Consider the following 12545-nt stretch of genomic DNA (forward strand, 5'->3'; position numbering starts at 1 on the left):
TGAATTGTGGGTAATCCAGTTATCCACAAATTACCTGTGTGTAACTCGCTCAGCCTGTGGATAACTTTTGCGCTGAGCTCCTGGTATGCGCCCCGTCGCAGACCCTGATGCTTGCCTCTGTGGAGTGCCCTGTAGCACCCGTTATGAATTGCGTACTAGCATACGCATGTTTACTGCACCGGGTGGTAGCGACACGCCGACAATAGAAGCTTTTCTTACTAGATGTGCCTATGTCTAGGCACGAAAAAGCACCCCGTCCAGTGGTGGCGGGGTGCTTCAAAAAATATGTGTGGCTTAACGCCATCCCATGGTCATCAGCAGACCAATGATCAGAAGCGTGAAACCAATGAGGTAGTTCCATGCGCCCAGCTGCAGCATGAAGTCGATATCCGGGCCAGCAAGATAGTTGACCACCAACCACAGGAGGCCAACAATCATGAAGGCAAACATGATGATCTTGTACCACATGGGTGTGCCCGAGGTGTTGATCTTCACCGGGGTCCGGCTGGCAGACGTCACAGGGGCCGGGGAGGAACTCTTAGTGACCTTTGACTTTGGCATGGGGTAAAACTCCAGAAATTGATTGGTTGCAGCCACGGCGCGGCCAAGGGCTCACTGCGAGGCGCAATTTATATGCTCACAATGTACCATTATGCCGCGCCGGGGTGGCAACGTTGTTGGCATGTACTGGGACTATTAAGGCTGCACTGCCAAGAGATCGAACACAAACACGCCGACCGTGACGGTTCCGTCCTTGCGAACAAGGGCACCACCGTTGGGAGACTGGTTGGCGATCTTGCCTTGGTCAAGCAACGCTCCCGTGCGGACCTGCTGTTGGTGCAGGGAGTTGTTGGATCCCTGCCAACCTGCGGCACGGAGAGCATCAAGAGCCTGTGACACGTTTAGCCCGATCAGCGACGGTGCCTTGATCATCTGACCGTTGGACACGCGGACGGTGACAGTGGAGCCTTTGTCCACGCTGGTGCCTTCACCGTCTATACCCACGACGGTGCCTTCCGGCTGGTCAGAGTCAACATTAGCCACCCGAGGATTGAGGCCGATAGAGGTGATGTTGTCTTGCGCTTGCTCCCACTTCATGCCAGTGATGGTGGGCACACGCACCTGGGCCTTACCAGTGGACACGGTGATCACCACCTTGGTGCCCTTACTCACCTGGGAACCGGCCGACGGGTTCTGTGAGACCACAGCACCATCATCAACAGTGTCCGATTCTTCTTCCTTGACCACAGGATCAAGCTCCAAACCAGACTCTTCCAGCAGGCGCGATGCCTCCTCCGTGGTCTTGCCGGTAAGATCTGGCACCTCAGTGACTTCCTTACCAGAGGAAATAAACAGCGTGACCGTGGCACTGGATTGTACAGACGACCCAGCGGCGGGATTGGTTTTAATAGCCACGCCGCGTTCCACATCCGGGTTGGTTTGCTGCACAACTTCCACGTGATAGCCAAGCTTCTCCAACTTGGCTTTGGCCTCATCTTCCTTCTGGCCACTCACATCAGGGACCTTCTCAGTTTTGGAACTGAGGCCAAGGCCCTGGCCAATGTAATCCCAGGCGAAATATCCACCAACGCACAGTGCAAGCACCGTGAACAGTGCGATGATCCAGGTCGCGGCGGAACGCTTCTTTGGCTCGTCTTCTTCGTAACCGTCGTCATTGCCGTCGTTGTAGTCGGTGCTATAGCCATTCTCATAGCCATTGTTGTACGTCCCACCGGAGTAATCCACTGGGGATGATGCACCCGTGGGTTGTATCGGAGGGACCACCTCGGTCGCTGGGTATGCCTGCTCTGACGATGGGACTCCGGCACCTGCTACAGGAACAATCTGCGTCGCAGCAGTGTCCGCAGCACCACCTAACGCCGCAGCGCCGGCAGCTCCAGCGGCACCGGCTGCAGCACCAGCCCCACGTCGTGGGGCATCCGTCGTGGTCAAGTGCGAACGCGCCGCCTGCGACACAGCGTTGCGGCTGACTCGCTTCAAGTCTTCCGCAAATTCCGCCGCAGACTGGTAGCGATCCGCAGGGTGTTTGGCCATGGCTGTCAGTGCCACGGCGTCGATATTCAACGCGGCAGTGGGCGACAAATCAGCGATGAAATCCGACGGCGGGTTCGGATCCTCCTGAACATGCTGGTAGGCGATGGCAAAGGGGGATTCGCCTTCGAAAGGTGGGCGTGCGGTGATCATCTCGTAGAAGACGCAGCCGATGGAGTACACGTCGGAACGGGCGTCAGCCATCTTCCCGCGAGCCTGCTCCGGCGACAAATACTGCGCGGTACCAATCACTGCTGACGTTTGCGTCATCGCTGAATGCGAATCATCCAGCGCACGTGCAATACCAAAGTCCATCACCTTCACCGCGCCGGTGTTGGTGATCATGATGTTCGCCGGCTTAATATCACGGTGAATAATCCCAGCATCATGCGACGCCTGCAGCGCCTCACAGGCGGTGACCAGGATCCTTGCTGCATCCGCAGGGCTGAATGCGCCTTCCTCGCGCACAATGTCACGCAACGTGCGGCCATGCACCAGTTCCATGACAATAAATGGCACCGCAGTGCCACTAATATCAATCTCTCCGGTGTCGTACACCTGCACAATCGCCGAGTGATTCAACCGACCCGAATTTTGGGCTTCGCGTCGGAAACGTTCCTTGAACTTTACATCCCGAGCTAGCTCAGGGCGCAGCATTTTTACAGCTACGCTTCGGCCCAGCAGCGTGTCATTGGCCTCATAGACATCAGACATGCCACCGGTACCAATGATTGCGCCAAGCTCATAGCGGTCTGAAAGTATCATGGCCGTCACTGAGATGCTCCATTTTGCTCACTAGTCGGTTGTTCAACGCTGGGCACCGATGCAGCGGAGGACGGTTCTTGATAATACTGCGAAGGATAAGTGTCCTCGTCGCGTCGCCGCCGTTGCTCCGAATTGCTGTTTTGCTCCGACATAAACTCCGAGGGCGCAGCATTCTGCGTTTCCGGTGCTCCTCTTGAAGGCTGAACAGGCTCCAAGGACGTGCCGCCTGTTGGGGCTTGTGATACAGGCTCGTCATTCCCACCCGTTGGGTTAACCGTTGTGGTCACCCACTCCGTCACCAACGGTGTACTGCTTGTCGACGTCTCGTTTGCCGAACCGCCACTCAAGATTCCAGAATTGTACAGCATCCAAATAAGTAATGCTGAAACAACAATGAGCACGATAACCACAAGCGCAATGACACCGCCGTTGCTACGCCCAGACTTGGACGATGCCCCCTGATCCTGCGGGCGTCGAGTCTGCGGCGGCCGCGCGGAATGGGCCGTCTGCTGCGGAACATGCCGCTGCACATTCACCGCTTCACCCAGCTTTGTTGCTGGCAGCGACGCTGGTGGTGGGCTATGGACGGCGGTTGCAGCCGCAGCGAAACGCGGCTGCGGGGGACGCTGCCCCAACCGAACAGCCGACACCGCCCGCTCCAGCTCCTGACCATCGGAGAACCGGCGCTGCGGATCCTTACGCAATGCAATACCAATAAGCTCACGCGCCGGGCCGGTCACTGTTTGCGGCAGCTGCGGCGGGGCTTGGTTGATGTGGGCAATGGCCACTGACACCGAGGAATCCCCGTTGAAAGGACGCCTGCCCGCCAGCATCTCGTAACCCACAACACCCAGCGAATACACGTCAGATGCCGGACTGACTTTCTGGCCTTGAGCCTGCTCAGGGGACACATACTGTGCGGTGCCCACCACCATGCCAGTCCGGGTCAGTGGCACGGCTGCGGCGGCCTTGGCGATGCCAAAGTCGGTGATTTTCACGTGCCCAGAATCTGTGATCAAAATGTTGCCGGGTTTAATGTCGCGGTGGACCATGCCCAGGGAGTGGATCACGGACAGGCCGTGGGCCACCTGCTCGAAAATATCGAGGGCGTCCTCCTCGGGGACAACGCCGTCACGTACCAGACGGTCCGCCAGGGATTCTCCAGGGACGTACTCCATGACGATGAAACAGAAGGTGTGGTCAGCGGCGTCGGTAATCTCGCGGTAATCGTAGGTTTGCACCACATTATCGGAGTCGATTTTCTCCGCAGCCATGGCCTCGTTGCGGAAGCGGCTCAGAAACTCGCTGTTGTCGGAAAACTCGGGGCGCAGAACCTTGATTGCGACCTCGCGGTTGCCGTTGTTGACGTCGTCTGCCAGCCACACTGTAGACATGCCACCGTGCCCAATGATCCACTTCAGGGTGTAGTCGGGGCCGATGAGTTGCTGGAGGCGCTCAATCCCGGTTGTATCGTTGTTATCACTCATGTGCTTTGACCTTTCCGGGACTACCGTGCGCTACGTAACGCGGCGTCGATAACCGCACGACCAATTGGGGCGGCAACGGAACCGCCAGTTGCTTGCTGGCCCCGATCACCACCATTTTTCACCACTACGGCGACAGCGACATCCGCATCCTGGCTTGGCCCGAATGCAATGTACCACGCGTGGGGGTTGGAATTGCGGGAATCCTCGCCGTGCTCGGCGGTACCCGTCTTGGAGGCAATATCTGAACCCGAGTAACCGGCGGTGTTTCGCTCGGAAGATTTCATGAGTTCCGTGATCTGTGATGCCACCTCAGGGGAGACAGCCTGGTTCAGTTCCTTTGGACCAATGGTTTTAATCGGCTTGAGGTCCTGACCCACAACCTTGGACACAATATGGGGGTTCATGCGCTTTCCACCGTTAGCCACTGTGGCTGCAATGACAGCATTTTGCAGCACAGAAAGGGAGACATCGCGCTGACCAATCGACGACTGCCCCAGGGCAGCATCATCTGTGATCTCGCCAACCGTTCCAGCGACCATAGGAACACCCAAGTCGTAGCTTTCACCAACACCAAAAGCCTCAGCTGTCTTGTTAAATTCCGACGTACCCACGCCGATGCCCATCTCCACAAATGCCGTATTACAGGACTTTGTGAAGGCGACCGTCAACGATGTAGTAGCACCTGGCGCGCAGGCCATGCCACCATAGTTTTCCAAAGTAGCAGTTGTGCCAGGAAGCGTCACTTCAGGCCTGGCATTCAACTGCGAATCCGGGGAATAGCCGTTAGCCAAACCCGCAGCGGTGGTGATCACCTTGAAGGTCGACCCGGGCGGCAGGGTTTCCTGCGTCGCGTGGTTCAGCAGCGGCGAATCCGAATCGCTGGTCAGTTCAGCCCACGAATTTTCCGCCGTCTCTGGGTTCACAATGGAACTGGGGTCAAAACTCGGTGTCGAAGCCATGGCCAGAACCTCGCCAGTCTTTGGTCGGATAGCCACCACGGCACCCGCGTAACCCTTAGAACTCAGCTGCTGGTAGGCAACGTCCTGTACTTCTGGTACCAGCGTGAGTTCCACATTGGCACCCTTCTTTTCTCGGCCCAGAATCACGTCTTTCCACTGCGCCGCGAACAACGACGGATCGTCGCCGTTCAGGATGCCGTTGTAGCTCGACTCAATGCCTGATGCGCCATAAATATCCGACAGGTAGCCCTCCACGGGGCCGTACTGAACCGGATTGGTCACATATTCACGCTGGTAAAAACCATCCGCACCCTGTACCGAGTGTGCCAAGGTCAGCCCGCCCGTGGAAATCTGTCCACGCGGAATGGATTTCATCTCAAAAAACTGACGCTTATTCAAGCCGTTTTGGGCATACCGTTCCTCGCTGAATACCTGGATCCTGGTCAGGTTCACCATCAAGATCACTGTGAGTAGCAAGGCAAAAATAGCAGCAAAACGAATAGAACGGTTCATGGTTAACGCACCGCCCCTTCCTCGACAGGTTCGCTATTCGACGCCTCAACCGCTGGGGCAATCATCGACTGCTGGGCCGTATCCGAAATGCGCAGAATAAGAGCCAGCAGAATGTAGTTGGCCATCAGCGATGATCCGCCCTGAGACATAAACGGTGTGGTCAGGCCCGTCATCGGCATCAACGCCGAAATGCCCGCAACCACCACGAACACCTGAATAGCCAACGTCAACGACAACCCAGAGGCCACCAGTTTGCCGTAGGAGTCGCGAGTGAGCAACGCTGTGCGGAAACCGCGGGAGACAAAAATGGCAAACAGCACCAAAACTCCGGCAAGACCCACCAGGCCAAGTTCCTCACCCAAAGCGGCAAGGATGAAATCCGATTCCGCAACTGGCACCTGCTGGGGATAGCCTTGGCCCAAACCCGTACCAGTGATGCCACCAAACGACATGCCAAACAGCGCTTGCGACAACTGATACCCAGTGGTGTCGTAATGGCCGATCGGGTCCATGAAGTTATGGACACGGGACTGAATCTTGTCTGAAATTTGGTACACGCCAAACCCACCAATGGCCACCAGCACAGTACCGATGATCAGCCACGATGAGCGGCCCGTGGCCAGGTACAACATGCCCAACACTGTGCTGAACAGCAGCAATGCGGGACCGAAGTCGTTTTCTCCGGCCATGATGAGCAGTGCCACTGCCCACACGCCCAAAATCGGAGCCAAATCGCGGAACCGCGGGAAGACCAAACCCAAAAAACGGGCGCCAGCTACCTGGAATAATGCGCGCTTATTCACTAGAAGCTGGGCGAAAAACAGCAGCAGGAGGATCTTGGAAAACTCACCAGGTTGCAGAGAAAACGGGCCGATGGAGATCCAAAGTTTCGCATCAGCATTGGTTCCGCTCGGCCACACCATAGGTAGCGCAAGCAGCACCAAACCCACCAAACCCAGCAAAAAGGAATAGCGGGACAAGGTGCGGTAATCCCGCACCACCAGTAATACGACGATCATCAACACAATGGCCACCAACGCCCACATGACCTGCTTCGGTGCCATGCTGGTGCCACGCGCCACATCAAGGCGGTTAATCATGATCAGGCCTAGGCCATTGAGCAGGGCAGCGACGGGCAACATCAGCTGGTCCGCATAGGGGGCCAGGAAACACAGAGCCAGGTGCGCGATGCTGAACACGCCAAAGTAGCCGCCGATGACCCACAGCACAGAGCTGGAAAGCTCGTTGCCTTGGGAAAGCTCCAGGTTAACGACAGTCACCGCCATGATGAGGGCACCTAAAAGCAGCAGACCGAATTCAACACGACGCATTGATACGCGCTGCCACATGCTCATTTAATTCACCTCCCGGCAGTTCACGCCTGGTGTTGTGAGATCGCCTGAATTTGCACCAGTGGACGATGGATCACTGGGATTATCGGGGTTTGGTGCACGGGTGACACATGCAGGAAGGGCCTGCTGCGCGAGACGCTGCGTCTGTTGCAGCACATCGTCATAGGAGCCTTCCGGCAGGGTGCTCACACTGCTACGCAGCGATTCGGGAAGGTCCTGCAGCTTAAACGTCCGGCACTTAGGGTCGTTGCTTGTTGTTTCAGTTGCCTGCAGCAACGACAAATCCCCCTCTGCGTCCATGCAGAGATTGTGGGCGCGTGTGTGCAGGTCACGCCCGAACACCGAATAGTTCAGCCCTTTTTCAATAACAATCGCGTCCTTAGAGGTGGACACGAAATATGTTTTTTTTACCTGGTTATTACCCCACCAGCCAGCAGCAACGATCCCCCCGAGAAGAATCAGGAGGATGGAAAACGTGAGAAAAAATCGGCGTTTTCGACGTCGTGGTTTCTTCGGTTTTTCCTCTGCGGTTGGCTCCTCTTTATCTTTGTCCGCTGGCGCGCTACCCGCCGGGGGAATGGTCTGTGGTTCCCGTGCAGCCATGGCCGCAGCTCGTCCAGCGGCGGTGTCGGGGCGCGGGTCTTCCGGGGCGTCGCCAAGCAGGGCACCAGCAGTGAGGGGGGTTGAGGGGACGGCGGTGGAGTGGTCGCTGCTGCTGAGGATGTCAGCAACGACGACGGTGACGTTATCTGGGCCGCCGGACCGCAGCGCTAGTTCCACAAGACGGCGGGCGGCCTCGTCGGGAGTGCCGTAGCGCAGGGCGTCGGCAATAGTGGAATCGGTCACCGGGTCGGACAGACCGTCCGAGCAGAGCATGAGGCGGTCACCCACCTCAGCGGGAATGGTCCGCAGCGAGGGTTTCACGGGACGACCGTTGTATGCCTTGAGAATCAGTGAACGCTGGGGGTGCGTGGATACATCTTCCTTGGCAAGTTTGCCCTCGTTGACCAGGGACTGGACGAACGTGTCATCAACGGTGATTTGCTCCAGCTCGTCGTTGCGCATCATGTATCCGCGGGAGTCGCCCACGTGGCACAGCGCCAGCTGCTCGCCGTCAAACATGATGGCAGTGAGAGTCGTGCCCATGCCGTCGGTTTCCGGGGCGTCGCGCACAGCGCGGGCAATAGCGCGGTTGGCGTCATCAGCGACGGAGGCGAGCATGGCCAGCATGTCGTTGTCGCCCGGGTCACCGTCCAGGTTCTGGAGGTGGCGGATCATCATCTGGGAGGCGATCTCACCAGCCGCGTGGCCGCCCATTCCGTCGGCTAGGGCCAGTAAGTTCGGGCCAGCGTAGGCCGAGTCTTCGTTGTTCCCGCGGACCAAACCCCGGTCAGACGCGACAGCATAATTTAACTTCAGCATTAGGGTTCGAGCCTCACAATTGTTCGACCAATTTTGATATCACTATTGGAATTCACACGTTCCGGTTGATCAATCCGATACCCACCAACAAAAGTGCCATTGCGGGAGTCCAAATCCTCCACAAACCACTCCGAACCATGCTTAAACAAACGAGCGTGACGTGCCGATGCGAAATCATCACCCACAACAAACGTGCATTGTGGACTGCGGCCCATCACAACTTCATCCAACGAGGAAATATCCATATGTGATCCCACCAACGGGCCTTCAATCACCCGAAGCTGGCTTGGCGCATCAGACTTTTTTAATGCAGACACAATGCTTGGTTTAGCTGGGCTGGCGGTCTGTACAGCACCTCCGCCTGTGGCCAAACTAGCCGTTGTTTTTGTGTCGGCTCGTAATGCGCGAAGTGTCATCAGCACGAAAAACCACAGCAAGACCAGCAAACCTATGCGGAATGCAAGCAATACAACAGAGTCCATGGTTTCTCCGCGCCTCCTAGAAAAGAAAAATAGATGAAATTAATCTAATCCTCTACAATACGGACCTCAATATAGGAGTGACCAATAGCGATCACATCGCCATCTGCCAGCAACCAGTTTTCGATCGGCATATCGTTGACGGCCGTGCCGTTCGTGGACTGTAAATCCACCAAAATCGCATCGCGACCGTCCCACGTAATCTCCGCATGTTTCCGAGAAACCCCAGTATCTGGCAGGCGGAAATCCGCCTCGTTGCTGCGGCCAATAATGTTTGAGCCTTCCTGCACCATGTACGAACGACTCGACCCATCCTGCAACAGCAAACTCACAACGGGGTTCTTCTCGGGGGTACCGTGCATACTTCCCGCAGCCACAACCACCGTCTCTGGGTACTCATACGAGCTCTGCCGATCGGGTGCTGCGGCCGGGGCAGCAGGAGCTGCCGACGGGACGTCGATACGCGGTGCCGCCGTGTACGGTGCCGCCTGAGGCTGTTGCGGGTACTGAGGCTGCGGGTCACGACGCCGTGTTTCCTGACGCCGCTGCGGAGCCTGCTGCGGCTCATGGCGCGACTCCTGATGCCCTGCCTGCGGGGCGTCAACGCCTTCAAAACCTGATACCAACTGGGTACCAGCATCCGCGCGGGACTCAGCCTTCAACTGGCCGGTGCGAAGCCCCTGTTCACTGAAAATCTCCACCACAACCGGGCCTGCGGCAACCCAGCGCTGGTTGCGGAAAAAACGCGACAAACGATCAGCGAAATCACCAGGCAACGTCGGTGCCTGGGACGATAGATTCTTAAAATCCTTCGGGCTTACAGCCACGCGGAACTCGTTAGGTACCTCAACGAAACCCTCATAAGTGTGAACAACGTTGTCCTCGGCCTCCTGCTTCAGCAGTTCCTCAATCTCGGCCGGGACGACCTTGCCACCAAACACGAAGGCAAAGCCATTGTCTAAGCCACGCTGCAAAGAACTGTCTAGCTTTGCGAACCGACCCATCACAGACATCGCACGCCTACCTTCCTAACTCAACGAATTACCACCCGCATGGGGCCGCCAGTAAGCCAGCGATCGGCCGACGGTCAGCTGACGGCCAAAGGAACCACCATACGGAAACGAAAAAAGAGTGTCCTGCCTAGTATAGGTTCCAAACGCTCAACTCCCTAGGTGAGTTCCCCACTAAAAGAGAAACCAAAGGCAAACGGGGTGGTAAAGTAGTCAGGCTAAGCCTCAAGGTAAACGTTAAGGTGGCGCTTAAGGTCGCATCTTCGGCGAGGGTTGGGTGGGTGATTGGTGGGTGTGAGGCAGAGGGTGTGGGAGCTGCTGGTGATGTATCTCGGCAGGTGGGCGGCAGCAGTGGATAGACTGCGCAGCTGCTTGGATGAAAATAGGCTGTGATCAGCGTATTTGACGCAATGCTGCGACTGTGTGCTATCTTAAACAAGTCGCTCAGCGGCCAAAAACACTCGGGCGAGTGGCGGAATGGCAGACGCGCTGGCTTCAGGTGCCAGTGTCCTTCGGGACGTGGGGGTTCAAGTCCCCCTTCGCCCACCATGACAAAACCGTGGATCCTTTTGTGGGGTTCACGGTTTTTCCGTGTTTCTGGGTTGTGGGGGAGTGTGGGAGAGCAGAGAGGGTGCTGCAAAGTTTGCACCGACTTTGTTCAACGGCTGTGGTCTAGGAAACTGCCTGTATGGGTGAGCCTCTGTCCTGGGTTTTGCTGTAACTACACCGTTTTGATGGGAAACGGTGTAATTACGTTCTGCGACTCTGGAAAAGTCCCAGGTTGCGGGAGTAGCACAAGACGTAACTACACCGTTTTTTCGAAAATGGTGTAAAAATGTTCCACCTTGTCAAGTGTGCTTATGCTCAAGCACGAAAATGCCCTGTTTTGCAGCTTGGGGATAAGCACATTTTACGCAGACGTTTAAGGCTAGAGTCTATCTAGCTCGCCAAGAATCTCCACCGCGTGCTCAAGGTCATGGACTGGGCTGGTGAACGGAAGCCTGAGCGCATGCGACCAGTCTCGCTGGCTGGGGGAGAACATCACGCCCGGCAAGAGCTCCACGCCACGTTCTTTGGCGCGCTGGACCAGCTCGTGCGCGGGAAGAGTGAGGTTCTGGCACCACAGGGATAATCCGCCCTCTGGTGCCTGATAGGTCCAGTGTGGAAGGTGTCGCGCCATGGCATCCGTGAGCGCTCGATACTGCGTGGCGATGAGTTCGGCGTGGCTAGGGGCTTGGGCATTGGCGGTGCGGTTCATAAGTTGCGCTGCCATCAGCTGCTCGATTACTGGCGCACCTAGGTCAACACCCAGCCGAATGTTTGCCAGGGCATCGGTGGCGCGTCTCGACGTCCTGATCCACCCGACGCGCAGCCCCGCCCACAGGGATTTCGACGTCCCGCCCACCAGGAATGTTGGTGCGCTGTCGCGATCAGTGCTCACCATTGGTGGTGGCATCTCTTTGCCGCGCCAGTTGAATGTCACAAGGGACTCGTCAATGATCAGTGGGGTGCGGCTCACGGCGGCTGCACGCAGGATGTTGGTGCGATGGGCTTCGGAAAGCACATGCCCGGTGGGGTTATGAAAATCAGGTGTGATAATTGCCGCATCAAGTGTGCCTGAGTGCAGCACCGCCGTCAGCGCGGCCGGGAAGCCGCTGGCGACATCGAGGGGGGTGATGCGGCGGCGTTCCGTGTTCACCACGCGCGGGATGTTGGGGTAGGTGGGGTTTTCGACGCCCACCAACGCACCCGGGCGCGTCGCGGCGATGAGGGACAAATGCAGGCCGCTAATCACACCATTGGTGACCACCACCTGTTCTGGGGAGGTGGGCAGGCCGCGGCGATTGTAATGCTGGCAGATAGCGTCGATGAGTTCGGGGACGCCCTGTGCCGGACTCGCTCCCAACGAGGTAATCGAACCAATCCCCGAGGCGACGGCCGTGGCGCACTCCTGGACCAGTGGGTGCGGCGGCATGACGGTCCAGCGCAGGTCAATCGCGTCATTGCTCGCCAGGGTGGGATGGGGGTCCAGCGACTCAACTGGGCGGGCAGCTCGTTTAGGAAGGCGAACACGATGCCCCGAACCTCGCTTGCTGTCCAGCATGTCGTGCTCAAGCAGCTGCTCCATCGCGCGCGTGACAGTTCCACGCGACACATCAAGCGTGATTGCCAGCGAACGTTCCGACGGCAGAATGGATCCAGTACGCAGCCGTCCCTCTGCGACCAGCGCCATAATGTGACTGGATACCCATGCACTGGTTACGCGATCAGGGAGCGGACCTAGGAGCTCAACCAGTGCCGGTGCGGCGATGGTGGATCTGCTACTTTTGTTCGCCATAAAAAACAGTGAATCACAGGTGGCTTTTTTTGATAAGTCCACTTGTTAAAGATCACACTTTTGAGGCTGGTGTGACTATTGTGATTAGTGGGGCTGCAGTGGCGATTAATGTAGGGTGATCAGCGATCTTGCTGATGATGTGAGGGTAGATGGTGCGAAATTGAGGTA

9 protein-coding genes and 1 tRNA gene are annotated in these 12545 nt (G+C 57.2%); 1 reads left to right on the forward strand and 9 read right to left on the reverse strand.

All coding sequences use genetic code 11. The features are described from left to right. Positions 1-294: 294 nt before the first annotated feature. The 8 genes from crgA to CDUR_RS00170 form a co-directional block, all read right to left on the reverse strand. Complete coding sequence (gene crgA / locus CDUR_RS00135) at positions 295-561, reverse strand: cell division protein CrgA (protein ID WP_040358289.1); 267 nt, start codon at positions 559-561, stop codon at positions 295-297. 135 nt (positions 562-696) lie between these two features. Next, on the reverse strand, positions 697-2817 hold the full coding sequence (pknB, locus tag CDUR_RS00140) for a Stk1 family PASTA domain-containing Ser/Thr kinase (RefSeq protein WP_006061618.1): 2121 nt from the start codon (positions 2815-2817) through the stop codon (positions 697-699). Between the two features lie 5 nt (positions 2818-2822). Then, entirely contained in the window at positions 2823-4304 is a 1482-nt protein-coding gene (locus CDUR_RS00145; protein WP_179418525.1) for a serine/threonine-protein kinase, read from the reverse strand. A gap of 20 nt (positions 4305-4324) precedes the next feature. Then, positions 4325-5776 carry a penicillin-binding transpeptidase domain-containing protein gene (locus CDUR_RS00150; RefSeq protein ID WP_006061616.1) on the reverse strand — a complete coding sequence of 484 codons (1452 nt, stop codon included), beginning with the start codon at positions 5774-5776 and terminating at the stop codon, positions 4325-4327. Between the two features lie 2 nt (positions 5777-5778). Further along, entirely contained in the window at positions 5779-7131 is a 1353-nt protein-coding gene (locus CDUR_RS00155; protein WP_006061615.1) for an FtsW/RodA/SpoVE family cell cycle protein, read from the reverse strand. Next, the gene (locus CDUR_RS00160; protein WP_179418526.1) at positions 7132-8550 is read right to left on the reverse strand and encodes a PP2C family protein-serine/threonine phosphatase; all 1419 of its coding nucleotides are present in this window, start codon (positions 8548-8550) and stop codon (positions 7132-7134) included. Then, positions 8550-9032 carry an FHA domain-containing protein FhaB/FipA gene (locus CDUR_RS00165; RefSeq protein ID WP_179418527.1) on the reverse strand — a complete coding sequence of 161 codons (483 nt, stop codon included), beginning with the start codon at positions 9030-9032 and terminating at the stop codon, positions 8550-8552. The genes CDUR_RS00160 and CDUR_RS00165 overlap by 1 nt, the downstream gene beginning before the upstream one ends. Positions 9033-9076: 44 nt before the next feature. Beyond that, positions 9077-10042, reverse strand: coding sequence for an FHA domain-containing protein (locus tag CDUR_RS00170; protein ID WP_179418528.1), 966 nt, complete (start codon positions 10040-10042; stop codon positions 9077-9079). A 460-nt stretch (positions 10043-10502) separates the two neighbouring features. On the opposite strand from CDUR_RS00170, the gene CDUR_RS00175 reads away from it, so the two are divergent. Then, a tRNA-Leu gene (locus CDUR_RS00175) sits at positions 10503-10588 on the forward strand. Positions 10589-10967: 379 nt separating this feature from the next. Here the strand turns inward: CDUR_RS00175 and CDUR_RS00180 are convergent. Further along, positions 10968-12377, reverse strand: a complete 1410-nt coding sequence (locus tag CDUR_RS00180; protein WP_179418529.1) for an aminotransferase-like domain-containing protein — start codon at positions 12375-12377, stop codon at positions 10968-10970. Positions 12378-12545: the final 168 nt, after the last annotated feature.

Source organism: Corynebacterium durum, assembly GCF_030408675.1.
GTDB classification, from domain to species: domain Bacteria; phylum Actinomycetota; class Actinomycetes; order Mycobacteriales; family Mycobacteriaceae; genus Corynebacterium; species Corynebacterium durum.